The 23,665-nt window shown below is 71.8% G+C and carries 22 protein-coding genes; 8 read left to right on the forward strand and 14 right to left on the reverse strand.

The genetic code is table 11. From position 1 onward, the window contains the following. Nucleotides 1-5: 5 nt before the first annotated feature. Entirely contained in the window at nucleotides 6-605 is a 600-nt protein-coding gene (recR, locus tag ABR738_RS19145) for a recombination mediator RecR (RefSeq protein ID WP_350231203.1), read from the reverse strand. 128 nt (nucleotides 606-733) lie between these two features. Then, complete coding sequence (locus ABR738_RS19150; protein ID WP_350231204.1) at nucleotides 734-1,069, reverse strand: YbaB/EbfC family nucleoid-associated protein; 336 nt, start codon at nucleotides 1,067-1,069, stop codon at nucleotides 734-736. A 432-nt stretch (nucleotides 1,070-1,501) separates the two neighbouring features. Between ABR738_RS19150 and ABR738_RS19155 the strand changes: the two genes are divergently transcribed. Further along, on the forward strand, nucleotides 1,502-2,248 hold the full coding sequence (locus ABR738_RS19155) for an SLATT domain-containing protein (protein ID WP_350231205.1): 747 nt from the start codon (nucleotides 1,502-1,504) through the stop codon (nucleotides 2,246-2,248). 47 nt (nucleotides 2,249-2,295) lie between these two features. Here the strand turns inward: ABR738_RS19155 and ABR738_RS19160 are convergent, their stop codons facing one another. From ABR738_RS19160 to ABR738_RS19175, 4 genes are all read right to left on the reverse strand, one after another. Next, on the reverse strand, nucleotides 2,296-2,946 hold the full coding sequence (locus ABR738_RS19160; RefSeq protein ID WP_350231206.1) for a putative DNA-mimic protein: 651 nt from the start codon (nucleotides 2,944-2,946) through the stop codon (nucleotides 2,296-2,298). A 171-nt stretch (nucleotides 2,947-3,117) separates the two neighbouring features. After that, nucleotides 3,118-5,538 (reverse strand): glycosyltransferase, encoded by a 2,421-nt coding sequence (locus ABR738_RS19165; RefSeq protein ID WP_350234648.1) that lies wholly within the window; start codon nucleotides 5,536-5,538, stop codon nucleotides 3,118-3,120. A 2-nt stretch (nucleotides 5,539-5,540) separates the two neighbouring features. Beyond that, nucleotides 5,541-6,212, reverse strand: a complete 672-nt coding sequence (locus tag ABR738_RS19170) for a GntR family transcriptional regulator (RefSeq protein WP_350231207.1) — start codon at nucleotides 6,210-6,212, stop codon at nucleotides 5,541-5,543. Between the two features lie 123 nt (nucleotides 6,213-6,335). Then, the gene (locus tag ABR738_RS19175; RefSeq protein WP_350231208.1) at nucleotides 6,336-7,697 is read right to left on the reverse strand and encodes an aspartate aminotransferase family protein; all 1,362 of its coding nucleotides are present in this window, start codon (nucleotides 7,695-7,697) and stop codon (nucleotides 6,336-6,338) included. Between the two features lie 597 nt (nucleotides 7,698-8,294). Here ABR738_RS19175 and ABR738_RS19180 point away from each other — a divergent pair. After that, the gene (locus ABR738_RS19180; protein WP_350231209.1) at nucleotides 8,295-8,810 is read left to right on the forward strand and encodes a potassium channel family protein; all 516 of its coding nucleotides are present in this window, start codon (nucleotides 8,295-8,297) and stop codon (nucleotides 8,808-8,810) included. A gap of 205 nt (nucleotides 8,811-9,015) precedes the next feature. Here the strand turns inward: ABR738_RS19180 and ABR738_RS19185 are convergent, their stop codons facing one another. The 3 genes from ABR738_RS19185 to ABR738_RS19195 all read right to left on the reverse strand — a co-directional run bounded on the left by ABR738_RS19185 (nucleotide 9,016) and on the right by ABR738_RS19195 (nucleotide 12,614). Continuing rightward, nucleotides 9,016-10,650, reverse strand: a complete 1,635-nt coding sequence (locus ABR738_RS19185; protein ID WP_350231210.1) for a serine/threonine-protein kinase — start codon at nucleotides 10,648-10,650, stop codon at nucleotides 9,016-9,018. Between the two features lie 217 nt (nucleotides 10,651-10,867). Next, nucleotides 10,868-12,016 (reverse strand): SGNH/GDSL hydrolase family protein, encoded by a 1,149-nt coding sequence (locus ABR738_RS19190; protein WP_350231211.1) that lies wholly within the window; start codon nucleotides 12,014-12,016, stop codon nucleotides 10,868-10,870. A 193-nt stretch (nucleotides 12,017-12,209) separates the two neighbouring features. Next, nucleotides 12,210-12,614, reverse strand: coding sequence for a hypothetical protein (locus tag ABR738_RS19195; protein ID WP_502964109.1), 405 nt, complete (start codon nucleotides 12,612-12,614; stop codon nucleotides 12,210-12,212). Between the two features lie 156 nt (nucleotides 12,615-12,770). On the opposite strand from ABR738_RS19195, the gene ABR738_RS19200 reads away from it, so the two are divergent. From ABR738_RS19200 to ABR738_RS19210, 3 genes are read left to right on the forward strand one after another with little or no spacing between them, the layout of a single operon-like run. Beyond that, nucleotides 12,771-13,607 carry a helix-turn-helix domain-containing protein gene (locus ABR738_RS19200; protein WP_350231213.1) on the forward strand — a complete coding sequence of 279 codons (837 nt, stop codon included), beginning with the start codon at nucleotides 12,771-12,773 and terminating at the stop codon, nucleotides 13,605-13,607. Beyond that, a complete protein-coding gene (locus tag ABR738_RS19205) occupies nucleotides 13,604-13,915 on the forward strand; it encodes a DUF397 domain-containing protein (protein ID WP_350231214.1) in 312 nt (103 codons plus the stop codon). The genes ABR738_RS19200 and ABR738_RS19205 overlap by 4 nt, the downstream gene beginning before the upstream one ends. Before the next feature lie 38 nt (nucleotides 13,916-13,953). Beyond that, entirely contained in the window at nucleotides 13,954-14,529 is a 576-nt protein-coding gene (locus tag ABR738_RS19210) for a GNAT family N-acetyltransferase (RefSeq protein WP_350231215.1), read from the forward strand. 402 nt (nucleotides 14,530-14,931) lie between these two features. On the opposite strand, the gene ABR738_RS19215 is transcribed toward ABR738_RS19210, so the two are convergent. Further along, nucleotides 14,932-16,215 carry an adenylosuccinate synthase gene (locus ABR738_RS19215; protein WP_350231216.1) on the reverse strand — a complete coding sequence of 428 codons (1,284 nt, stop codon included), beginning with the start codon at nucleotides 16,213-16,215 and terminating at the stop codon, nucleotides 14,932-14,934. A gap of 177 nt (nucleotides 16,216-16,392) precedes the next feature. On the opposite strand from ABR738_RS19215, the gene ABR738_RS19220 reads away from it, so the two are divergent. Then, complete coding sequence (locus ABR738_RS19220) at nucleotides 16,393-17,199, forward strand: diacylglycerol kinase catalytic domain-containing protein (RefSeq protein ID WP_350231217.1); 807 nt, start codon at nucleotides 16,393-16,395, stop codon at nucleotides 17,197-17,199. A gap of 512 nt (nucleotides 17,200-17,711) precedes the next feature. Here ABR738_RS19220 and ABR738_RS19225 read toward each other — a convergent pair. The 4 genes from ABR738_RS19225 to ABR738_RS19240 all read right to left on the reverse strand — a co-directional run bounded on the left by ABR738_RS19225 (nucleotide 17,712) and on the right by ABR738_RS19240 (nucleotide 21,679). Continuing rightward, nucleotides 17,712-18,932, reverse strand: a complete 1,221-nt coding sequence (locus ABR738_RS19225; protein ID WP_350231218.1) for a cytochrome P450 — start codon at nucleotides 18,930-18,932, stop codon at nucleotides 17,712-17,714. 85 nt (nucleotides 18,933-19,017) lie between these two features. Next, nucleotides 19,018-19,680, reverse strand: coding sequence for a response regulator (locus ABR738_RS19230; RefSeq protein ID WP_350231219.1), 663 nt, complete (start codon nucleotides 19,678-19,680; stop codon nucleotides 19,018-19,020). Beyond that, complete coding sequence (locus tag ABR738_RS19235; RefSeq protein WP_350234649.1) at nucleotides 19,677-20,984, reverse strand: sensor histidine kinase; 1,308 nt, start codon at nucleotides 20,982-20,984, stop codon at nucleotides 19,677-19,679. Before ABR738_RS19235 ends, ABR738_RS19230 begins: the two co-directional genes overlap by 4 nt. A gap of 197 nt (nucleotides 20,985-21,181) precedes the next feature. After that, nucleotides 21,182-21,679, reverse strand: a complete 498-nt coding sequence (locus tag ABR738_RS19240) for an FBP domain-containing protein (protein WP_350231220.1) — start codon at nucleotides 21,677-21,679, stop codon at nucleotides 21,182-21,184. A 141-nt stretch (nucleotides 21,680-21,820) separates the two neighbouring features. On the opposite strand from ABR738_RS19240, the gene ABR738_RS19245 reads away from it, so the two are divergent. Together ABR738_RS19245 and ABR738_RS19250 are read left to right on the forward strand one after the other, a co-directional pair. Next, on the forward strand, nucleotides 21,821-22,390 hold the full coding sequence (locus ABR738_RS19245; RefSeq protein ID WP_350231221.1) for a TetR/AcrR family transcriptional regulator: 570 nt from the start codon (nucleotides 21,821-21,823) through the stop codon (nucleotides 22,388-22,390). Between the two features lie 56 nt (nucleotides 22,391-22,446). After that, entirely contained in the window at nucleotides 22,447-23,643 is a 1,197-nt protein-coding gene (locus ABR738_RS19250) for a GDSL-type esterase/lipase family protein (protein WP_502964110.1), read from the forward strand. Nucleotides 23,644-23,665: the final 22 nt, after the last annotated feature.

Raw genomic sequence — 23,665 nt, forward strand, 5'->3', positions numbered from 1 at the left:
GGGCGTCAAACATCGAGCAGCCGCCTTCCTTCGAAGGCCCGGCCCAGGGTGACCTCGTCGGCGTATTCGAGGTCGCCGCCGACCGGCAGGCCGCTGGCGAGGCGGGTGACCTTGAGGCCCATGGGCTTGATCATGCGGGCGAGGTACGTCGCCGTCGCCTCGCCCTCCAGGTTCGGGTCGGTGGCCAGGATCAGCTCGGTGACCGTGCCGTCCGCGAGACGAGCCAGCAGTTCGCGGATGCGCAGGTCGTCCGGGCCGACGCCCTCGATCGGGCTGATGGCGCCGCCGAGCACGTGGTAGCGCCCGCGGAACTCGCGTGTCCGCTCGATCGCCACCACGTCCTTGGGCTCCTCCACGACACAGATGACGGTGAGGTCGCGCCGCTGGTCGCGGCAGATGTTGCACCGCTCCTCCTGCGCCACGTTGCCGCACACCGCGCAGAAGCGGACCTTGTCCTTCACTTCGAGCAGGGCGTGCGCGAGCCTGCGCACGTCGGCCGGCTCCGCCTGGAGGATGTGGAAGGCGATCCGCTGCGCGCTCTTGGGACCGACGCCGGGCAGCCTGCCCAGCTCGTCGATGAGGTCCTGAACCACGCCTTCGTACAACGGAACGCCTCTCGTGGGTTGCTCTGATGCCTACGGTAGTAGCTGTGCGTCCGCCTCAGTAGGGCAGGCGCACAGCGGGCTCCGCGCGACCGGGGCACGCGCGGCCGGGACGGTCCGGGCGGACGGTCCTAGAAGGGCAGACCCGGCATACCGCCGAGGCCCTGGGTCAGCGGGCCCAGCTTCTGCTGCTGGAGCTGCTGCGCGTTCTCGTTGGCGGCCTGCACGGCCGCGACGACGAGGTCCGCGAGGGTTTCGGTGTCGTCCGGGTCGACCGCCTTCGGGTCGATGGCGAGGGCGCGCAGCTCGCCCGAGCCGGTCACGGTCGCCTTGACGAGGCCGCCGCCGGCCTGGCCTTCGACCTCGGTCGCCGCAAGCTCCTCCTGGGCAAGGGCGAGATCCTGCTGCATCTTCTGGGCCTGCTGAAGAAGCTGCTGCATGTTGGGCTGGCCACCACCAGGGATCACGGTGCACTCCGGGTTTCGCTAGACGGTTCGGCTGCCGGGCCGGACACGTCCGTCCGGCACGGCGGGTGCGGCGGGACAGCGGTCATCCCGCTGCCCAGGCCGGCACTCCGAGCCTACGTGGTCGAAAGGCGCCCTGCCGCGCGACTCTTTCGAGTGATGCGGTGGGTGCTCCTATACCTGATCAACGGCCGCTTCCGGGCCGAAATGCCGGGATATCGCCGTCCGGGGCCCTCCATTCGGCGGTAGGAATGTCGGTCGGACGCCTCACCGGGCGTCCGTGAACACCCACGCACCGCGCGTATCCACCGGGCAGCCACGCCACTGACCACGGCCAGGGCCACAACCAGTGACCGGCCCGCCACGCGTCCAGGTGCCCGGGCGCCACACGGTGTCACCGGGGGTCACAGCCAGCAGTGCGGAGGGAGCGGCCGGGTGAGCCAGCCTGACATGCAGCCCGAGGGGCCCCCGGGCCGGGCCCGGCGGGACGAGGGCGGGTCTGGCCAGGGGGCCGATCTGACCGGGCGGCCGTTCCCGCTCGGCGACTGGGGCGAGCCCGCCGAACGGCTCTTCGAGCTGTACCAGTGGGTCGAGGCGGGCGCCCTGCGCACGGCGGACTGGTACCTCGCCGACCGGCTGCGCAAGCGCCGGGGCGCGCGCGTGCTGCGCTGCGGGACGGCGGCCGGCGCGGTCGCGGGGGCCGTCCTGGCGCTGCTCGATCTGACGCACGCCCTGGCGGGCGCGGCCGGCTGGGGCGGTCTTTCCCTGCTGCTCGGCGCGGCCTGCCTGGCGTGCGACCGCTACTTCGGGCTCACCTCGGGCTGGATGCGCGACGTCGCCACCGCGCAGGCCGTGCAGCGCAGGCTCCAGACGCTCCAGTTCGACTGGGCGTCGGAGAGCGTGCGCGAGGTGCTCGGGCCCACCGACGGGACGGCGAGCGAGGCGGCGGAGCGCTGTCTGTCGGTGCTGCGCCGGTTCACCGAGGACGTGACGGAGCTGATCCGTTCCGAGACGGCGGACTGGATGGTGGAGTTCCGGTCCGGCCCGGCCCCGCTGGTCACCCAGACCCTGAGCGCGCCGCCCCCGCGCACGGACGGCCCGCCCGGACCCGGCCGCTTCCCGCTACCCCCCTCCCCCCGTCCCAACATGCCGCGCCAGCGGCCCCCGGAGAGCCCTCGCTGACCCACGCGCGCGGGCGCGGGCGCGGGCGCGAACCGGGGCGGCACGCGTCAGCTGAAGATGATCATCGAGCCCTGCGCCAGGCTCCGCGTCGCCGCCGCGTGCAGCCCGAGCCACACGTGCCGCTCCCGTGCGAAGGGACTCGCGTCGTACGGGATGGGCCCGGCCGGCTCCTCAAGGGAGGTCGGCCCGGCCGGCGGCGCGGGCGCGGACGGCGGGTTGGCCGGATCTATCCCGATGGCCGGCGCCACGAACTGGAGCTCCCGCAGCAGCCCCTGCGCGGACCCGAGCGGACCACCGCCCGCCAGCAGCTCCTCGTTGGACAGCGGCACCGTGAAGTCGACCGGGACGTACGCCCCCGCGTGGTCGTAGTGCCACACCAGATGCGACTGCTGCGCGGTCGCCTCGAACATCTCGAGCAGCTGCTCGTAGTCGCCGCCGAGTTCGTCGACCGGCGTCACCGCGAGCCCGCACAGCTGGAGCAGGTAGGCCCGGCGCAAGAAGTGCAGCGCGTCGTAGTCGAATCCCGCCACCGGAGCCACGTCGCCGGACAGGCCCGGCATGTAGGAGAACACCGGCACGGGCGGGAGCCCGGCGTCGCCGAGCGCCTTGTCGTAGGAGGCGATCTCTTGCGCGAAGGGGTTGTCGGGGCTGTGGCACAGCACGTCGACGAGGGGGACCAGCCACAGGTCACAGGCCAAGACGGGCTCGCTCTCAACTCGTTTCGCGCGATGGTCGCAACAGCGTAGTGCGCAGGGCACACGGCGCGAAGAGTGCCCGGCGACTCCCGGCGCGAGGTGACCGGATCCCCCCGCGCGCCCCGGTCGCAAGGGTTTACCCACCAGCCGGGCCCTTACGCCCGGTTGAGCGCGTCAGCGCACCGAGGACACGTCCCAGATCCACACGCCGCCGACCTTCGTGCCGGGACGGCCGAGCAGCCGCGCCACCGTCTCGTACAGTTCGGGCGCCCGTGGCTGCGGCTCAAGAACGAGCACGCCGGCCCGCCAGTACGCCAGGTCCGCCCGCGCCTGGTTCTGCCAGTCGGTGCCGATGTCGGGGACCGGCTTGCCGGAGCGTACGTCGCCGAACAGGTTGGACGTCCAGCGCGGCGAGGCTCCGTAGATGCCGATCCGGTCCGGCCCCCAGGGCCCGTTGAAGTAGCCGCCGGGCACCGGGAAGGCGAGGCCGGTCTCCGTCTGCCAGTGCAGCGCCTGTGCCGAGCCGGGGTCGGGCAGCGGCACCGGGACCAGGGACTCCCCCGGCCCGACGTACTTCTTCCACATCCCCGACGCGATGAACTCGGGCACCTCAGGGCGCGCGTTGGTCGGGAACGGCGTCGGCACGATCGGCAGCAGCGCGAGGGCGATCGCGGTGAACCCGGCCGCCCGGTTCAGCCGCACCCCGCTGTGCGCGAGGCGGTCCGCGCCGAGCGCGACCAGCGCGCCGAGCACCGGCGCGCAGATCATCCCGACCCGGCCCTCGATCACCGACTCGAAGAGCGGCTTGTGGGCGAGCAGCTTCCAGGGTCCGGGCAGGACGACGTCCGTGTACGGAATACGGATCTTCTGGCCGAGCGAGAGCACCGCGGCCGCCACGCCCGTGAACGCCAGCGCCTTCACCAGGGGCCGGCGCCACAGGCGTACGACGAGCGCGAAGGCGAGCGCCAGGAGCGGCCAACCGTAGAAGGCGTTCTGCTCGGTGCGGTTGAGGGCCAGTTTGTCGGCGGTCGCGTCGTCACCCAACAGCGAGCGGCCCGCGAACTCGACGAGCGCGAGCGGTGAGTTGCCCGCGCTGTCGCCGTGCAGCACGCTGTGGTAGCTCTGCGCCCCGGCGAACTGCCAGTACAGGGGGTAGGCGACGAGGACCAGGCAGATCCCGAGCGCGTACGCCGCTCCCGTGGCCAGCGGCCGGATCGCCGCGCGCGCCACATCGCGGCGGGCCAGCGCGTACGACAGGGCGAACAGGGCCATGCCGAGGGTGGCGAGCAGCAGCGCCTCCTCGCCGAGGAAGATCTGGTACACGGTGAACACGCCGAGGACGATGCCGTCGCGCCGCACGTCGCGGCCCTCGCACAGCCGCAGCGCGCGGTCGATGATCAGCGGGAGCATGAACAGGACGCAGAAGTTCGGGTGGGCGTTGCCGTGCGAGATCATCGGCGGCGCGAACGCGGCGAGCGCCCCGCCGAGCCCGGCCGCCCAGCGGTTCTCGGTCACCCGGCGGGCGAAGAGCCAGTACCAGGCGTACGCGGTCGCCGCGATCCCCAGGGTGAGGACGAGCGCCCACGTCAGGCTCGGCCCGAACGCGAGCGTGACCGGCGCCAGCGGCACCGAAAGGCCCAGCATCGGGGTGTTGCCCATCAGGTTCACGCCGTCGGGGAAGTTCTGGACGGTGGTGAACAGGGGGTCGCGCAGATGGGCCACGTTGTCCGCGGTGACCGCGAAGAACCACTCCCACTGGTTCTGGTCCTGCCCCGAGTCGGTGAGGTAGCTGCGCCCGAGGCCGTGCCAGAGGTTCTTGTAGAGCAGGACGGACGCCAGCAGGAACAGGGCGCCGAGCACGAGGTCGACGCGGCGCACCGCACGCGCCTTGAGGCGGGCCAGCTCCCACAGCACCTTGCCGTAGTCGGCCGCGCCCACCTTGGACCCCTCCTGGTGCGACCAGCGCACCGGCACCTCGGCGACCGCCCAGCCCCGGCGGCGGAAGAACTGAAGTATCTCCACGTCGATGCCCCAGCCGTCGAGGCGGGCGTCGGCGAACGCGGCACGCGCCTTCTCGCCGTCGAACAGCTTGAAGCCGCACTGGGTGTCGTGGACGCCGGGCACGGCGACGGCCCGTATGAGCCGGTTGCCCATGCGTCCCAGGTACTCGCGCAGACGGCTCTGGTGGACCTCGATGCGGGCGTCGGGGTGGGCGCGCGAACCGATCGCGGCGGCCGTTTCGCCCTCGGTCATCGCCTTGTCGAGCCGGTCCAACTCCTCGATGGGGGTGGCCAGATCGGCGTCCGTGATCAGGACGCGGCGGCCGTAGGAGGCGAGTACCCCAAGGCGCAGGGCGTGGCCCTTGCCCCGGTTGACGTCGCTGACGACGACCTGGATGCGCGCGTCGCGCGCGGCGGCTTCCTTCGCGACCCGTACGGTCTCGTCGTCCGATCCGTCGTCGACGACGATCAGTTCCCAGGCGCAGCTGTCGCCGAGGTGGGCGCGGATCGCGTCGAGGGTCGGCGCGAGGCGGTGTTCCTCGTTGTACGCGGGGACGACAACGCTCAGTTCGACCGGTCCGGCCGGGGTGGTCATCGTCACCGGGGCAACCGCTCCGCCCATGTCAGGGAGTCGTCGTTGTAGGCGGCGATCAGGACCCGCGCCGCCTCGAAGTCGCCCACGCCGAGCGCCGAGACGACCTCGTCGTGGCCGGTCCACAGGCACGCGCTGATGTCGTCGGCGCCGCGCAGGTGGGGCACCGCGAAGACCCAGCTCTGCATGCGCAGGCGGTGCAGGAAGTCGGAGATGTAGGCGTTGCCGGCCAGCGCGCACAGCTCGCGCCAGAACCGCAGGTCGTAGCCGACCAGGATGTTCAGGTCGCCGCCGCGCGCCGCCCGCGCCGCCTCCTCGCCGCGCCGGCGCACCGACACCAGGGCCGGGCCGTGCGCCTGCGGGCAGCCGGGGAGCGCGGCCCGCCGGAATATCCCGTCGACCACCAGGGCCCGCGCCTCCACGATGCCCTTGTAGTCCTCGACCGAGAAGACCCGCACGCGAAAGCCCCGGTGCTGGTCGGAGTCGAGCAGGCCCTGCGCGCACAGATCGACGAGTGCTTCGCGCACAGGGGTGGCGGAGACGCCGTACTGCTCGGCGATCTGCTTGACCGTGAACTCCTCGCCGGGCCGCATACGCCCCGCGAGCACTTCGTCACGCAGCGCGTCCGCGATCTGTTGTCGAAGGGTGCTGCGGGTGACCGCTCCGCTCGCGGGCATGGCTCGCTCCCCTTCTCCGGCTCCGGCACACCCTATGGGGTGCGCCGGAAACCGAACAAAGGAGTGGGGGTTTCGTCGCGTGATGCGCGCGCCGGTGCGTCGGTGCGCCAGTGCGCCGGCGCGTCACACAGTGTGTTCGTCGGCCACCGTCAGGGCCTCGTCCAGGACGGCGAGGCCTTCCTTGGCCTCGGCCTCGGAGATGTTGCACGGCGGGACGACATGCGTGCGGTTCATGTTGATGAAGGGCCACAGGCCGTTCTTCTTGCAGGCGGCGCCGAACGCGACCATCGGCGCGTTGTCCGCGCCGCTCGCGTTGTACGGCACCAGCGGCTCGCGGGTCTCCTTGTTCTTGACGAGTTCGAGCGCCCAGAACACGCCGGTGCCGCGCACCTCGCCGACCGAGGGGTGCCGCTCGGCGATCTCGCGCAGGCCCGGCTCCAGGACGGCGCGGCCGATGTGGGCGGCCTGCTCGACGATGCCCTCCTCCTCCATCACGTTGATGGTGGCGACGGCGGCGGCGCAGGCCAGCGGGTGTCCGGAGTAGGTGAGGCCGCCGGGGAAGGGGCGGTGCTCGAAGGTCTCGGCGATCTTCGCGCTGATGGCGACGCCGCCGAGCGGCACGTATCCGGAGTTGACGCCCTTGGCGAAGGTCATGAGGTCCGGCACCACGTCGTAGTGCTCGCACGCGAACCACGTGCCGGTCCGGCCGAACCCGGCCATGACCTCGTCCAGGATGAGCACGATGCCGTACTTGTCGCAGAGCGCGCGCACGCCCGGCAGGTAGCCGGCCGGGGGCGTCATGATCCCGGCCGTGCCCGGCACGGACTCCAGGATGATCGCGGCGACGGTGGCGGCGCCCTCGAAGACGAGGGTGTCCTCCAGGTGGCGCAGGGCCCGGGCGCACTCCTCCGCCTCGGTGGTGGCGTGGAAGGGCGAGCGGTACAGGAACGGCGCCCAGAACCGCGTGACCCCGGCCGACCCGCTGTCGGACGCCCACCGGCGCGGGTCCCCCGTCAGGTTGATCGCGGTGTTCGTGCCTCCGTGGTACGAGCGGTACGCGCTCAGCACCTTGTGGCGGCCGGTGTGCAGCCGGGCCATGCGGACGGCGTTCTCGACGGCCTCGGCGCCGCCGTTGGTGAAGAAGATCTTGTCGAGGTCGCCCGGGGTGTGCGAGGCGATCAGCCGGGCCGCCTCCGAGCGCGCCTCCACCGCGAAGGCGGGCGCGAAGGTCGTCATCGTCGCGGCCTGCTCCTGGATCGCGGCGACGACCTTCGGGTGCTGGTAGCCGATGTTCGTGAACACGAGCCCGCTGGTGAAGTCGAGGTAGCGGTTGCCGTCGTAGTCCCAGAAGTACGATCCCTCCGCGCCGGCCACGGCGAGCGGGTCGATCAGGCCCTGGGCGGACCAGGAGTGGAACACGTGCGCGCGGTCGGCGGCCTTGACTGCGGCGCCGGTCTGCGGGTCGGGAGTGCGCTGAGGGGTCATGGGCCCAGCGTAAATACCCCGCCCCCGCCCCAGCCATGGCCATCCTGTCCACCCTGCCCACCCCACCTCGGCAAGATGTCGTCCCAGCCGGGCCCACCCATCCGGCCCCAGCCGGGACCGACCCGGCCAGGGGCACGGGGAACTGCGCCGGCGGCCACGCACGACCCGCACCCGACCCCGAAGGTCATCCCATTCGGTGAGTCTTCGGTGGCGGATCAGGGCGATGCCGACGCGGGCGTGAAAGTGGACGGACGGTCGTTCGTGGCAGGCGGACAGGCCGCAATGCGAGACGGAGCCCGGCAAGTGCGACGGGTATCCGATATACGTAGTTCATCCCCTGCTGTGGAGGGACCCAGCCGCCACCCTTCAATGCCCGCTCGAACTACCGGAGGCACATCGTGGTCAGCACCTCGCCGGCTGCCCGCCACATCCGTAAGCATCGCCTTTCGGTCGCGAAGATCCCCAGCAATCCCCTCGCGCAGTACGGGGAAACCGAGGTGACCCCTGTGCGGACCACCACCCGCCGCGCGGCAGTCGGCAACGCCGATGGGTGAGAGCGGCCCCCGCCCGACGACCGAGGGCCCGCGTCAACCCGTCGTGGGACGCGCGACAGTGCTGTCCGCCGTCGCCCGGCTCCTGCTCACCGCGACGGGAATCCTGACCGGCTATTTCCTGCTTCCCATGGAACAGAAGCCCTCAGAGAGGGTGGTGGTGACCCTCGTCGTCGGACTCGCCGCGCTGGTGGCGCTTTTCGTGTGGCAGATCCGTTGCGTCATTCGCTCGCCCACCCCGCAGCTTCGGGGGGTCCAGGCGCTCGCCACCACCATCCAGCTGTTCCTGCTGCTCTTCGCGTCCGCCTACTACCTGCTGGAGCGAGCGAGTCCCGGCAGCTTCAGCGAACCACTCACCAGGACCGACGCCCTGTACTTCTCGCTCGTCACCTTCAGCACCGTGGGATACGGCGACATCACCGCCCAGAGCGAGGCCGCCCGGATCGTCACGATGGCGCAGGTGACCGGCAATCTCATCCTGATCGGCGTCGCCACCCGGATCGTCGTCACGGCCGTGACGTCCGGTTCCCACACGGGCGGTGCACAGAACACCGGCCGCTGAGGACGTCACCCGATGCCAGTGCGGTACGGGCCCCCGACGCGCCCCGTTCCGCCATGCGGCCCCCGGCCGGCGCTTCCTCGCTCTTTGAGCAGGTTCTCAGTTACCAACCGCGCCTACCGTGTGTCGGACACGAGCGTCCATGGTCGACGCGTCGCCGTATACCGGCGCCGGTAGGCCATGCACGTCGCCCTGGGCGGGGGCTCGTTCAGCCCCCGCTCGTCTTCGTGTAGTCCAGGTAGTCCCCCGTCTCCGTCGTCAGGCGGTGCAGGCGGCCGTCCGGCAGAAGGCTGATGGTGCTCGGCTTACCCGGCAGGCACGCACCCGTCGAGCCCGGGCCCACCTCGGAGGGGCCCAGTGCGAGGGGGGCGCCGACGGCCGGGGCCGTGGTCAGGCGGGCCTGGAAGACGCAGTGGTAGCCGCTGCCGTCGGCGGTGAGGGTGAGGACCGTGTCGCCGGGGCCGCCCTGGCGGATGACCAGATGGCGGGGGTCGTCACCGTGCCCGGTGGGGAGGGTGGCCGACCAGCTGCCCAGGTACTGCTCCGGTACGCCACCGGACGGTGCGTCGGTCGCGGGCGGGCCTGAACTCCCCTGCCCTGAGGGCGGGTTGGCGGACGTTGACGTACGGGGGCCCTTCCCCGGGGAGTCGCCCCGCATGAACGCGTACACCGAGCCACCCGCGCCGACCGCCACCACCAGGGCCACGGCGATCAGGGCCACGGTGGACTTGGTGCTGCGGGGCGGCGGGGCCGTCTCGGTGTACGCGGTGGAGAGCGAGGGCGGGTAGTCGTACGGGTCGGGATCCACCGGGGCGTGGGGCACGGGCGTAGCGCCGGTCACCCGCGGCGCGGGCGGGGTCGTTTCGGTGACGGCCGCGTCCCCGGCGACACCCCCAGCCGCGCCCCCGACCGTGTCCCCGCCCGCGCCCCCAGGAGCCTCCACGTTCAGCAACCGCGCCGCGTGGCTGCCCAGTTGGGCCACCAGCGGCGCGGGCAGCCACGGGTCGGGGTGGTGGGCCGAGACCCGGGCCAGGATGTGGTCCAGGCCCGGACGCGCGGCCGGGTCCTTGCGCAGGCAGTCGCGTATCAGGTCCTGGAGGGACGCGGGCACGTCGTCCAGCGTCGGCGGCTCCTGCGCGATGCGGAACATCAGCGCGTGCGCCCCGCTCGACGCCTCCCCGAACGGCAGCCGCCCGCTCGCCGCGTACGCCAGCACCGAGCCCAGGCAGAACACGTCGCACGCCGGGGTGATCCGGTCGCCACGCACCTGCTCGGGGGCCATGAACCCGGGCGACCCGACGAGCGCCCCCGTCCGCGTGAGACCCCCGTCCGTGCCGGTCTCCAGGGCGCGGGCGATACCGAAGTCGATGACGCGCGGGCCGTCGATGGTGACCAGGACATTGGACGGCTTCAGGTCCCGGTGCACGATCCCCGCCCCGTGGATGTCCTTCAGGGCGAGGGCGAGGCCACGGGCCAGGACGTGTACGGAGTGCTCGGGCAGCGGGCCGTGCGGGCCCTTCACCACGGACTGGAGGGAGGGCCCCGCGACATAGCCGGTCGCGATCCACGGTGCGGCGGCCTCGGTGTCGGCGTCCAGGACGGGGGCCGTCCACAGGCCCCCGACGCGGCGGGCGGCCCGTACCTCCTGGCGGAAGCGGCCCCGGAACTCCTCCTGCGCGGCGAGGTCGGGCCGGACCAGCTTCACGGCCACCGTGCGGCCACCGTCGGAACGGGCGAGGTAGACCTGGCCCATGCCACCCGCCCCGAGCCGGCCCAGGAGGCGGTACGTCCCTATTCGCTCGGGGTCGCCCGGTTCGAGACGCTGCGTACTGCCCGTGCCCACGTCTGCCGCGCCTCTCTTCGGGATTGCTGACCGGGCCGAGAATAGTGGGGCGCGCGCCGCGAGGTCGGGGGGCGGGGGCCGCACCGGCCATCCTGCGCGGTCCGGGCCGGGTGGCGACCGCGTGCGGGCGCGGCCATGCCAATGCCCCCGGACCGGGCTCGGTCCAGGGGCATTCACGCGGTGTTCTCGCTGTTCAGCGTCGTGCGATGGAGCGGTGCTACGTCGCCAGGCCCGCCTCCCTGAAGGCCGCGTACGCCTGGTCGGCCTGGTTCCTGGCGCCCCGCACGTTGGGGTGGACGAAGGTGCACGCCTCGCCCTTGGGTACGTCTGCCGGGAGCTCGTCGCGCTGGGGGCACTGGTACTCGGCCGGGTCGGCCGGCTTGGTCTCACCCTGCGGGATCACCAGGTCGTCGAACACCCCGTACATCCACTGGTCGGTGCCCGTGGCGCACACACCATGGCCCTGGCTGGACCGGTAGGTGTCGACGTAGGTGGCCCACTCGGGGTTGTCCTGCGCCTGCCCCTCGATCACGTCGTTGAGCCGCTCCTCCAGACCCATGACGAAGTCGCCGTCCACACCGAGGCGGAGGGTGCCAAGCCGCTTGAAGTTGCCCCAGTAACACGTGAGTTGGTTGAACGGCCGGGAGATGACCGTGGGGTAGCCGAGCACGAACACCTTCGCGTGCGGGGCGCGCTCGTGGATCTGCCCCATCATCGCGCTGTACTGGCGGGTCAGCGTGGCGAACTTGTCCGCCAGCCACTGCCGGCCCTCACCGTTCTCGTAGTAGCCACTACAGCCCGGGCCCAGACTCGGCGGATCTCCCTGCTCCACCCCGAGCTCCAGGCACTTGGTCAGGATGTTGCCGAACCCCAGCGTGTTGCCGCCGATGCCGACGGTGACGATGTCCTCGTCGCCGTTGAGCGCGTCGATCTGCGCGGGCCTGTCCGGCCATGCGCCGGGGTCACGGTTGAACGGCGGACCCAGGAGCATGTCGCTGGTCTGCGGACTCAGGATGCCCTTGTCGATCTCGGCGGCGCCGCACGTGACGTCGGCGAGCTGGACCCCGCTCGCACTCTCGTCGTTCAGCCGCCGGGTCAGCTGGCGTTCCCAGTTGTGGTTGGACCGGGCGCAGCCGTCGGAGGAGTCCCACGCGGGGATGACGGCGCCGGCACTGTAGGAGTCGCCGAGCGCGGTCCACTTCAAAGGCTCGTCGGCGCGCTGGCGCGCCTTCACCGCCGACGCGGCCGCGTTAACGGTCGCGTGCCGGGCCACCGCCGGAGTGGCGGAGGTGGCCGGGCTCGCCAGCAGACTGGCGGCGATACCGGCGGCAAGGGTGACGCTCAGGGCAAGCGGACGTAGACGCATCCCACTCCTTCAGTGGTGGCAATCCGTGCGGGCTCGATCACGGAGAGTGTGCAGGGCGGACGGTCCGCGCGCCACGGTCTCCACGGTGATTCACCTGATCGCTGGAGCGCCCGCGCCGTCAGGTTCGGCTCGGCGGACCGGTCAGGGGCCGGCACCCGCGCCCCTGACCAGGACGGGGACGGTCCCTGCCCGCTCACTCCAGCCGGTGCACCACCGAGTTCAGGAGCGGCGTGTGCACGAACCGGTCCGGCCCCGACGGCGGGCACCGCCACGACAGCGGCCACGTACGCCCCCTCAACGCCGGCACGGGTACGTAACTCACGGCGCCGCCATATGAGTTGAACGTCGTCGCCACGACCGGCCACGCCCGGTGCGACGTACTGCGCGGCGGCACCAGGAAGTACACCGGCCGCCACCCGCGTTCGTCCGCCACGATCGGCCCCGGGTCGCCCCCGGTCAGCTCCTCCATGGCGTCTGCCACGCACCGCCCGATGGGCCCATTGATCCGTACGGCGTCGAATTGCACGCCCGCTTTTCTGAGATGGACCCCGGAGAGTGGAATCCAGTCAGGGTTCGCTTCGTCGATTTGCGCGTTCACGGGGACAGTCTCGGTCCGTCCCGCTAGCGTTTTCCATGGCCATACGGGGATGGTCGGGGAGGCGTTGACCAGCCTCAACTCCCCTTGTACCGGGTCGAATTCACCGAGGCTGAGTCGTGACCGGTTGAGACCGGTTGAGTCGGAGCGTGATCGCACATGGCACGATCAGAAAACAAGGAGACGGCGGGTCCGACCGCCCAGATGGTCGCCAAACTCGCCCGCCGATTGCGGCTGCGAAAAGGGTGGTCGCAAGAGAAATTGGGAAAGCTTCTCGGCTTCTCCGCCGGGGCGGTGAGCGCGATGGAAACGCTGGCCCAGCCCGCGTCCGACGACATGCTCGTCGCGCTGGAGAAGGTTCTCGGGGAGGACATGGGCATCTTCGAGGAGGCCCGCCCGTTCGTCCGGTTGGAGAAGTATCCGGTGCAGTTCCAGGACTACGCGCCCCTGGAGGAAAAGGCGGTAGTGCTGCGGTTGTACGCCACCCTGGTCGTCCACGGCCTCTTCCAGACGGAGGAGTACGCCCGCGCCCTGATCGGCGGCGGCTACCCTCCGCTCTCCGAGCAGCGGGTCGAGGAACTGGTCGAGGTGCGGATGGCACGCAAGGCCCTCTTCGACCGCGAGCCCGTCGCGCTGATCGAGGTGGTGCTGGAGGAGTCCGTACTGCGACGGGTGATCGGCAGCGCGGAGGTCATGCGGGGGCAGTTGCTGCACCTGGCGGAGTGCGCGCGCCGGAGGAACGTGACGCTTCAAGTGCTGCCGATGGACTGCGGATTGGGCGGCGAACACCCCGGCGCTCGGGGCAACATCAACCTCCTCGAAACCCCGGCGTACGACCGCTTGGCCTACCTGGAGCCGCAGGACGAAAGTCTGCTGCTTTCCGATGCTACAAAGGTGAGTACGTACGCTCAGCGCTATGCGAAGATCCAAGCACAGGCCCTGGATCCTCGCGCATCACTGGGCCTCATCGAGGAGTTGGCGGGAGAGCAGAGATGAGCAACAACCTCCGGTGGTTCAAGTCCAGCTACAGCAGCTCCAGCGGCGGGGACTGCCTAGAGACGACCTTCACGTGGCGCAAGTCCTCGTACAGCTACAGTGGTGGCGGTAACTGCGTAGAAGTCGCCCTCCCTTGGCGCAAATCCTCGTACAGCAGCGACAGCGGCGGCGACTGCGTAGAGGTGGCCGCCTGCTGTGAAGCCGTCCACATACGGGACTCCAAGGCCACCGACGGGCCCTCGCTCGCCGTCGCGCCCGGGACCTGGACCGCGTTCCTCGGGTGGAAGGCGGCGTCCCCGGCCCGGTGACCCCGGGTGGGGGCGGCCGGCGGGGCCATAATCGCCGGATGCCCATCCTGAGTTACCCCGAGGCCGACACACCGCCCCCGCTGCGCGCCCAGGTGCTCGCCCTCCAGGACGAGGCCTGGCCGCCGGGTGACGTACCGAGCAGCGGGCCGAGCCACGATCCGGGGCTCGACCCGCTCTCGATGCTGCTCACCGACGAACACGGCACCGTGCTCGCCGCCCTCGCCATCCTGCGCAAGGACCTCACGCACGCGGGACACCGGCTGCGGGCGGGCGGCCTGAGCACGGTGGTGACGCGGCGTACCGAACGGGGGCAGGGGTACGGGCGGCGACTTGTGGGCGCGGCCCGGGAGGCGATGGCCTCGTACGGGATCGACCTCGGCCTCTTCACGTGCGACCGGCCGCTGCGCGCGTTCTACGAGCGGGCGGGCTGGCGGGAGCTGCCCGGCGCCGTCGTGGTGGGCGGCACGCCCGACGCGCCGTTCCCGAGCGACGGGGCGGGCTTCGACAAGGTGACGCTGGCCGCCTTCTTCACACCCGCCGCCCGCGCCGCCAGGCCGTCGCTGCGGGGTGCCCGGATCGCGCTGTATCCGGGCACGGTCGACAGACTCTGGTGACGCGGAGGGCCACCCGGCGCGCTCGGATGAAGAGGGCGTACAGCCGCCCGGCCCGGGCGGTGAGGCTGGGCGCGCCGTAGCCGCCGGTCCGGATCTGGGTGGTGGACCGGGTGGTGCCGTTCTGGACGGCGATGCGGACGGGCGCGGTGTCCACGATGGGCTTGTCGTCGAAGGAACCGGCGCGGGTCTCCCCGCTCGTCCCGGCCGGCCGGGGTGGAGTAGGGGCTCAGCCCCCCGCGCCGCGCAGGGCAGCGCGAAGCCCCCCGGCGCCCGCTGGGGAGCATGCGCTGGGGGGCTTCGTCCGGACCGGCGCCGGGCGGGCGCCGGTCCGGCCGTACGGGATGGCCGCATGGGACAGCCGTACGGGACAGCCGTACTGAATGGCCGTACTGAATGGCCGTACTAGATGAAGGAGTTGATCTCGATCGTCTCGGTGCGGCCGGGGCCGACGCCGATCGCGGAGATCGGGGCGCCCGACATCTCCTCAAGCGCCTTCACATAGGCCTGCGCGTTCTTCGGCAGGTCGGCGAAGGTCTTGGCCTTGGTGATGTCCTCGGACCAGCCGGGCAGCTTCTCGTAGATCGGCTTCGCGTGGTGGAAGTCGGTCTGCGAGTACGGCAGTTCCTCGACGCGCTTGCCGTCGATCTCGTACGCGACGCACACCGGGATCTCCTCCCAGCCGGTCAGCACGTCCAGCTTGGTGAGGAAGAAGTCGGTCAGGCCGTTGACGCGGGTCGCGTAGCGGGCGATCGGCGCGTCGAACCAGCCGCAGCGGCGGTCGCGGCCCGTGGTGACGCCCCGCTCGCCGCCGATGCGGCGCAGCGCCTCGCCGTCCTCGTCGAACAGCTCGGTCGGGAACGGGCCGGCGCCGACGCGGGTCGTGTACGCCTTCAGGATGCCGATGACGCGGCTGATCTTCGTCGGGCCCACGCCGGTGCCGGTGCAGGCGCCGCCCGCCGTCGGGTTCGAGGAGGTGACGAAGGGGTACGTGCCGTGGTCGACGTCGAGCAGGGTGCCCTGGCCGCCCTCGAAGAGCACGACCTTGTCGTCGTCGAGCGCCTGGTTCAGGATCAGCGTGGTGTCGGCGACGAACGGCCTCAGCTGCTCCGCGTACTGGAGCATCTCCTCGACGATCTTGCCGGCCTCGATCGCGCGGCGGTTGTAGACCTTGGCGAGCAGCTGGTTCTTGCCCTCCAGAGCCGCCTCGACCTTCTGCTCCAGGATCGACTCGTCGTAGAGGTCCTGGACGCGGATGCCGACGCGGTTGATCTTGTCGGCGTAGGTCGGGCCGATGCCGCGGCCGGTGGTCCCGATCTTGCGCTTGCCGAGGAAGCGCTCGGAGACCTTGTCGAGCGTGACGTTGTACGGCGTGATCAGGTGAGCGTTTCCGCTGATCAGGAGCTTGGACGTGTCGACGCCGCGCTCGTTCAGCCCGCTCAGCTCGGAGAGCAGGACCGCCGGGTCGACGACGACTCCGTTACCGATCACCGGGGTGCACCCCGGTGAGAGGATTCCGGAAGGGAGAAGATGCAGCGCGTACTTCTGGTCGCCTACGACGACGGTGTGGCCGGCATTGTTGCCGCCCTGGTAGCGCACCACATAGTCAACGGATCCACCGAGGAGGTCGGTGGCCTTTCCCTTGCCCTCGTCACCCCACTGAGCACCGAGCAGCACAAGTGCGGGCACAGGCGTACACCCCTTCCGGGCGGGGCATGTCCAAGGTCAGGGGCATACGCGTTCCCTACATGGGTGCGTACACCATGGGCCTGATCCGTTGAACCGGTTGCCCCGGAATAGACGAAGCCCCTGGCGCAATAGCGCAAGGGGCTCTTGCACAAAGATGCTACCCGAGGAAGGACCGAGGTGTCGGCTGCGCACCAGCTCGTCGTGCTCATCGACCCGGTCGCCCGCCGTATTGACGGCGAGTCCGTGCGGATCGCGAAAGATGTGCTGTGTGCGGGAGCACAGGCGAAAATCTGCTGGCCACAGGGGCCGGAGGAGTTCGCGCGTGCGCTGGCCCGGCGGGGTCGGCGGCGCACGGTGGTGGTCGGCGACGACCAGGCGCTGCTACGCACCGTGACGCTGCTGCACAAGGAGCGTGAGCTCGGGCGGGGCGAACTGGCCCTGGTCCCGGTGGGCACGGCGGACTCGCTGCGGCTCGCGCGTTCGCTCGGGGTGCCGATGGGGGCGGTGGCGGCCGCGCGGGCCGTCCTGGAGGGCGCGGGGCGCCGGCTGGACCTGCTGGTCGACGACTGCGACGAGGTGGTGCTCGGGGCGCTGCGGGTGCCCGCGCTCGGGCCGGCGCGGGCGCGGGCCGCCTCGCCGACGGTGTGGGGGGCGGCGCGCTCCCTCGTACGCACCCTGGTGCGGGCGCCCGCGCCGGTCGCGGCGGCGGTGGCGCACCGGTTGCGGGTGGAGGCGGACGGGGTGCTCCTGAGCGACCTCGACCTGCCGGTGGCCGGGGTGTCCGTCGCCTCCGCGGACGGGCTGGCGCAGGTCGCGGTGCGGGGGTGTGCGGGGGAGTGGGTGCGGGCGTCGGCGCGGGCGGTCACGATCTCCGGGCCGGTGGGTGGGTTTCGCTACCGCGCGGATGGGGTGGCGGCGGGGCCTGTACGCACGCGTACGTGGACGGTACGCCCGGGGGCGTGGGAGCTGATCCTCCCAACTTAGCCCCGCCCCCGCGCGGCCCCGGCCCGGTCTCGGCTCCGGCTCGCGCCCTACAGGGCCTTAGCCCTGCGACCCCGGGTGCCCTACAGGGGCGCGGGGAACTGCGCGGGTGACCCAGCACGGTCCGCAGACGAAAGCGGGGTTACTGGGGCTCTGCCCCAGACCCCGGGGACTGGCCCCACCCCGCCCCTTCCCGAAACCCTCCGGGGGTGAGAGTGGGGCTGAGGTACAGGATCCTGGGGCTCCGCCCCAGTCCCCGTTCGCGCCTGAAGGGCGCTCGTCCTCAATCGCCGGACAGGCTGACTGTGCTGCCCGGCACCGAGTAGTTCAGGGGCGCGGGGAACTGCGCAAGCTGGGCTGAGGAGGTGCACGCCGCCCGGCATCGAGTCGCCAAGGGGCGCGGGGAACTGCGCGCCAGGTGCCAGGACGTGCACGCCGCCCCGCACCGGGCAGCCAAGCCGCGCAAGCAGGCCCGCACCGGGCAGCCAAGCCGCGCGAGCAACCCCGCTGAGGCGTCAGCAAAGGACCTGGAGTTCCGTCAGGCCCCGGATGACGAACCCCGGCCCCCGCCCCGGCTCCGCCGCCAAACGCAGATGCGGCGCCTTCGCCAGCAACTCTCCGAAGGAGGCCAGGAGTTCCAGGCGGGCCAGCGGCGCGCCCAGGCAGTAGTGGATGCCCGCGCCGAAGGAGATGTGCGGGTTGTCCGCGCGGGCGAGGTCCAGGACGGCGGGGTTCAAGAACCGGGCCGGGTCGTGGTTGGCGGAGCCGAAGAGGAGCGCCACCTCGCTGCCGCGCGGAAGAACCTGCCCCGCGAACTCGATGTCCTCCAGCACCCACCGCTCGAAGAGCTGGAGCGGGGTGTCGTAGCGCATCAGCTCCTCCACGGCCGTGGAAAGCAGGGCCTCCGGCGCGGCACGGAGCGCGGCCAGCTGCCCGGGGTTGCTCAGCAGCGCCCACCAGCCATTCGCGGTGGTGTTGACGGTCGCCTCGTGCCCCGCGTTCAGGAGCAGGACACACGTGGAGATCATCTCCTGCTCGGTCAGACGGGAGCCGGCGCCCTCGTCGTCGTACGCCGCGATGAGCGCGGAGATCAGGTCGTCCCCGGGACTCGTGCGCCGCTCGGCGATCAACTCCCGCAGGTAACCGCCGAATTCGAGCGAGGCGCGTACGGCGCGGGCCGCGGTCTCCTCGCTCGGGTTCAGCTCGTACATGCCGCAGATCGCGGCGGACCAGGGGCGCAGCAGAGGGCGGTCCGCGGCGGGGATGCCGAGCATTTCGGCGATGACGGCGACGGGCAGGGGTTCGGCGACCTCCGCGACGAGGTCGCCGCCGCCCGCCGCGACGAAGTCGTCCACGAGCCGGGCGGCGAGACGGCGCACGGTCGGAGCGAGCCGCTCGACGGTGCGTGGGGTGAACGCCTGCGAGACGAGTCGGCGGATGCGGGTGTGGTCCGGGGGCTCCAGGTCGAGCATGCCGTGGTCGTTGAGGGTGTGGAAGGGCTCGTGCGCGGGAGGCGGCGGCGTACGGCCGAACTCCTCGTGCGTGAAGCGGTGTTGATAGCTTCGGCCGAGCCGCCGGTCCCGGAGCAGCGCGGACACGTCGGCGTGGTGGGGGATCAGCCACTGGTTCGTGGGCGCGTGGTGGTGGATCCGCCCGGCCGCGCGGAGTTCCGCGTAGGCGGGGTAGGGGTCGGTCACGAAGTCCTGGGCGTCGGGGCGGAACGGGGTGTGGTCCATCCGGTGAGGATGAACCCCGGCCGCCCCTCCTGTCCCGCGAATCCACGCGGAGGCCGGGGCCGGGGCCGGGCCCAGGGGTCAGGGGTCAGGACGGGGTGACCAGGCGGGTTTCGTAGGCGTAGACCGCCGCCTGCGTGCGGTCGCGCAGGCCCAGCTTCACCAGCACCCGGCTGACATGCGTCTTGATCGTCGACTCCGCCACCACAAGCCGCTCCGCGATCTCCTGGTTGGAAAGACCCCCCGCGATCAGCACCAGCACCTCCGTCTCGCGGTCGGTCAGCTCCTCGACCTCACCCGTCGGCGACGACGCCCGCTGGGCCGGCAGGACCCGGGCGAACTCGTTGATCAGGCGCCGGGTCACCGAGGGGGCGAGCAGCGCCTCCCCGGACGCCACCACCCGTACACCGTCGGCGAGTTGGCGCGCCGAGGCATCCTTGAGGAGGAACCCGGACGCCCCGGCCCGCAGCGCCTGGTAGACGTACTCGTCGAGGTCGAAGGTGGTCAGGACGAGCACCTTCGATGAGCCGTCCGCCGCGACGATCTCCCGCGTCGCCTCGATGCCGTTCATGCCGGGCATGCGGATGTCCATCAGGACCACGTCGGGGCGGAGCGCCCGGACCTGCGCCACCGCCTCGCGCCCGTCGACCGCCTCGCCGACGACCTCGATGTCCGGCTGCGCGCCGAGCAGGACGGAGAACCCCTCGCGCACCATCATCTGGTCGTCCACGATGAGGACCTTGATCGTCACGCCCGCTCTCCTGTCTCCTTGGCCAGGTCCACGGTGGACGCCGGCTCGGCCGGGGCGACCGGGGCGACCGGGATGAAGACGGTGACCTCGTAGCCGCCCTCGGCCGTCCGCTCGGCGGTCATCACACCGCCGAGCATCGCCACCCGTTCCGCCATGCCCGTGAGCCCGTGCCCCGACCCCTGCGACGGCCCCGCCTGCGAGGTCGCGGGCCCGTTGACGACGCGTAGGCCGAGCCCGCCCAGAACGTACCCGATCTCCACCCGCGCCCCGGCCCCCGGCGCGTGCCGCAGGGTGTTGCTGAGCGCTTCCTGGATGATCCGGTACGCCGACAGCTCGACGCCCTGCGGGAGTTCGCGCACCGCGCCGGTGATGACCTTCTCCACGGGCAGCCCGGCCTCGCGGACGTTGGCGAGGAGGCTGTCCAGGTCGGCGAGGGTGGGCTGGGGGGCGTCCGGCGCCTCGTAGTCCTCGGCGCGTACGACACCGAGCACCCGGCGCAGTTCGGTGAGCGCGGCCACCGCGTTCTCGCGGATCGTGGCGAAGGCCTGGGTGAGCTCGGGCGGGGTGTTCTCGACCCGGTAGGGCGCGGCCTCGGCCTGGATGGCGACCACCGACATGTGGTGTGCCACCACGTCGTGCAGCTCGCGGGCGATGTTGGTGCGCTCCTCCAGGACCGTGCGCCGGTCCCGCTCGACGGCGGTGACCGACTTCTCCGCGCTGACCTGCCGCTCGGCGTCCTTGCGGATGTGCACCACGGAGATGACGAGCAGGACCGTGCCGTAGAAGACAGCCATCTGCACGCTGCCCAGGGAGTCCGTGCGGCCCCTCATGGTGCTCAGCACCACGCTGATGGCGAGCGTGACCGCCCACATCCAGGCCGCCACCCGGGGCCGGGTGCGCAGCGCCACCACGGCCAGGACGCTCAGGTGCATGAACACCGTCCCTGGCGTCCACGGGCTCATGCCGCCGTGGTCCCCCAGCATCCCGCTGACCACGATCACCGCGCACGAGAGCCAGAACGCGCCGATGGGGCGTACCAGCGTCATGACCACCGGCACCGCCACGATCAGCCCGCTCAGCAGAAAGGCGCGGCCGCCGTCGAACGCGCTCAGAGCGGTGTAGCCGAACAGCGTCGTGAGGAACGCCAGGAAGCAGACCACCGCGTGCGGCGCCCAGGCGGCCGTCTCGCGCAGGCGTCCCGGCAGGTGGCGCGCTATCGCGCCGTCCGTCCGGCGGGGCGGGAGCGGCCGGTAGGCGAACGCGTCGTGGAACAGGTCCCGGCGCAGCCCTCCGTACGCGTCCATCGCGAACCGGAATTCCGGGGTGCGCCCGGCGCCGCCGCCCGCTGCCGTGCTGCCGCTGCCCTGCCGGGCTCTGTTCGTCTCGTTCACGCACACCACGGTAGGCGGCGGCCCCGGCGGAGGCGTCCGGCTGGATGGGGATCTCTCGGGGTCCGCCTCAGGGACTACACCGCGCCCGCGCCCTCCCCCACCCGGTGGCGTCAGGCGTCCGCCGTCACCTTCGCGACGAACGCCGCGACGTTCCAGACCGTCCGCTCGATCTTCTCCTCCACCGTCAGCGTCTCGTGCAGCCGCGAGCCGGCGTCCGCCGTCTTCCTTCCGCGTACGTAGAGCGAGCAGTCGAGGTCGGCGCAGATGTAGGCGCCCACCGAATTGCCCTGCTTGCCGGGCCTGCCCGCCTTCGGGGCGACCATCAGGGACACGCCGCCGGCGTGGGTGGTCAGGCACATCGAGCACATGCTGCGGCGCTGGCGGCCCGAGACCGCGCCGGAGCAGCGCAGCGCCAGGCCCTGGAGGCGGCCGTCCAGCTCGATGACGAGGTAGCCGCGGTCGGGTGCCTGCGGATCGCGCCAGCCGAAGTAGTCCAGCTCCTCCCAGGGCCGCTCGGCCAGGTCGTGCGGCACGGCCATGCGCTTGGCCTCGCCCTTGGTGCAGTTCACGAAGGCGGTACGGATGTCTCGTTCGGTGAGCGGCTTCATAAGCGTCACGGTAATTTGCCTAAAGGCTTTAGGCAAACGCATAATTGGTTCAGGCAGATCGGATGCGTCGGACTCGTCGGGTGTGCGGGATGTGTCGGTCATATACGGGCGCGAGGGACGCGAGGAAGAGGAGGGCCGGGCATGGCACGCGTGGGGCTCACCACTGAACGGCTGGTCCGGGCGGGCGCCGAGCTGGCCGACGAGGTCGGCTTCGAGCAGGTGACCGTCTCGGCGCTGGCCAGACGGTTCGACGTGAAGGTCGCGAGCCTGTACTCGCACGTCAAGAACTCCCAGGACCTCAGGACCCGGCTCGCGCTGCTCGCCCTCGAGGAGATGGCGCACCGGGCCGCCGACGCGGTGGCGGGCCGCTCCGGAAAGGACGCGCTCGCCGCCCTCGGCAACGTCTACCGCGACTACGCCCACGAGCACCCCGGCCGCTACGCCGCCGCCCAGCTGCGCCTCGACCCGCAGGCGGCGGCCGCGAGCGCGGGCGCCCGGCACTCGGGGATGACACGGGCGATCCTGCGCGGCTACGACCTCACCGAACCCGACGCGACCCACGCCGTACGGCTGCTCGGCAGCGTCTTCCACGGCTACATCAGCCTGGAGATGGGCGGCGGGTTCAGCCACAGCGCCCCCGACACCCAGCAGACCTGGGAGCGGACCCTGGACGCGCTCGACGCCCTGCTGCGCAACTGGCCCCCGGCATGAGCGGCCCCGACGCGCACGGGAACCCGGCCACCCCACCCGACAGGAACACCGACCCGATGACGATGCCGCCCCACACGCCGATCGCGCACCCCGTGCACACCCCCATCACCGCCCAACTTCTGCGCGGCGCCGTCGAGTTGGAACGCACCGAGCACGGACTGCTGCCGCACCGGCTGCCCGCGCGGGCCCGCGCCCAGGGCGCCGACGCACAGCTGCTCATGGCCGAGTCCCAGCCCTCCGGTGTACGCCTGGCCCTGCGCACCCGGGCCACCGCGATCGAACTGGACACGCTGCCCACCAAGCGCGTGTACGTCGGCACACCGGCGCGCCCCGACGGGCTCTACGACCTGCTCGTGGACGGCCGCCGCGTCGCGCAAGGCAGCGTGTCCTGCGGCAACACGCTCGCCATCGACATGACCACGGGCGCCACCGAGTACCGGCCGGGCGAGCCCGGCACCGTGCGCTTCACCGGCCTCTCGCCCGACATCAAGGACGTCGAGATCTGGCTGCCGCACAACGAGACGACCGAGCTCGTCGCGCTGCGCACCGACGCACCCGTCGAGCCGGTCCCCGGCCGGGGCCGCGCGGTCTGGCTGCACCACGGCAGTTCGATCAGCCACGGCACCGACGCCGCGAGCCCCGCCACCACCTGGCCCGCGCTCGCCGCCTCGCTCGGCGGCGCCGAGCTGGTCAACCTCGGATTCGGCGGCGGCGCGCTGCTCGACCCGTTCACCGCGCGGACCATGCGGGACACGGCCGCCGACCTGATCAGCGTCAAGATCGGGATCAACGTGGTCAACGCCGACCTGATGCGGCTGCGCGCCTTCGTCCCGGCGGTGCACGGCTTCCTCGACACCATCAGGGACGGGCACCCGGGCGCCCCGCTCCTGGTGATCTCGCCCATCCTGTGCCCCATCCACGAGGACACCCCGGGCCCCTGCGCGCCCGACCTCGCGGAACTGGCCGCCGGACGCCTTCGGTTCCTGGCGACGGGCGACCCGGCGCAGCGGGCGAGCGGGAAGCTCACGCTGTCCGTGATCCGGGAGGAGCTGGCGGCGCTGGTGGCGGCCCGCTCGGCGTACGACCCCAACCTCCACTACCTGGACGGCCGTTCGCTCTACGGCGAGCGGGACGCCGAGGAGCTGCCGCTGCCCGACGCCCTCCACCCGGACGCCGCGACCCACCGCCGCATGGGCGAGCGGTTCGCCCAACTGGCCTTCGGGCACGGTGCGTTCGCGACCGCACGCCGCTGAGCGGGACGGCGGCCGGTCGCCT

It is taken from the genome of Streptomyces sp. Edi4 (assembly GCF_040253615.1).
Lineage (GTDB): Bacteria > Actinomycetota > Actinomycetes > Streptomycetales > Streptomycetaceae > Streptomyces.